Origin of the sequence: Herbaspirillum sp. UBA812 (assembly GCF_002296545.1) — a bacterium.
Classification (GTDB): Bacteria; Pseudomonadota; Gammaproteobacteria; order Burkholderiales; family Burkholderiaceae_D; genus Herbaspirillum; species Herbaspirillum huttiense.
Window position 1 is genome coordinate 1 of record NZ_DBIC01000030.1, and the last position, 559, is coordinate 559.

Annotated in this window: 1 pseudogene; it reads right to left on the bottom strand. The window is 62.3% G+C overall.

Features of this window, described 5'->3' with window-relative positions:
• Positions 1-559, bottom strand: a pseudogene (locus tag B3873_RS01585) (HD-GYP domain-containing protein); the annotation flags it as partial.

Here is a 559-nt window from a genome sequence, read left to right on the forward strand (position 1 = left end):
GTATCGGCTTCGGGGGTGGCCATGAGGTCGAGGATCTCGGTGTCGCTCATTTCCATGCCGTCGTTTTGGCGAACACCTTCAGTACCGGCCGCGTCAGGTCCTGCGCATTCTGGCGGATCACGAAGCCGGAGCGGCCGGATTCCAGCTTGACGATGGAACCCACCGGATAGATGCCGAGGGTCTTGACGAAGGCCAGGAACATGGCGCGGTCGAAGTGGCCGGTCCAGGACGCCATGCTGGAAATCGCCTCGGCCGGGTCCCAGGCACGCTTGTAGGGACGGTCCGAGGTGAGCGCGTCATACACGTCGCAGATCGCCGCCATGCGCGCATACAGGCTGATCTGGCCACTGCGCAGCAGTTCCGGATAGCCGTGGCCATCCATCTTCTCGTGATGGTGCAGGCAGACATCGCGCGCGTAATCGGGCACGTTGGGGTCCTGGCTCAGGTATTTGTAGCCCAGCTCGGGGTGCTTCTTGATCTGGGTGAATTCTTCGTCGGTCAGCTTGCCCGGCTTGTTGAGCAGTTCATGCGGCAGGAAGGCCTTGCCCACATCGTGCAG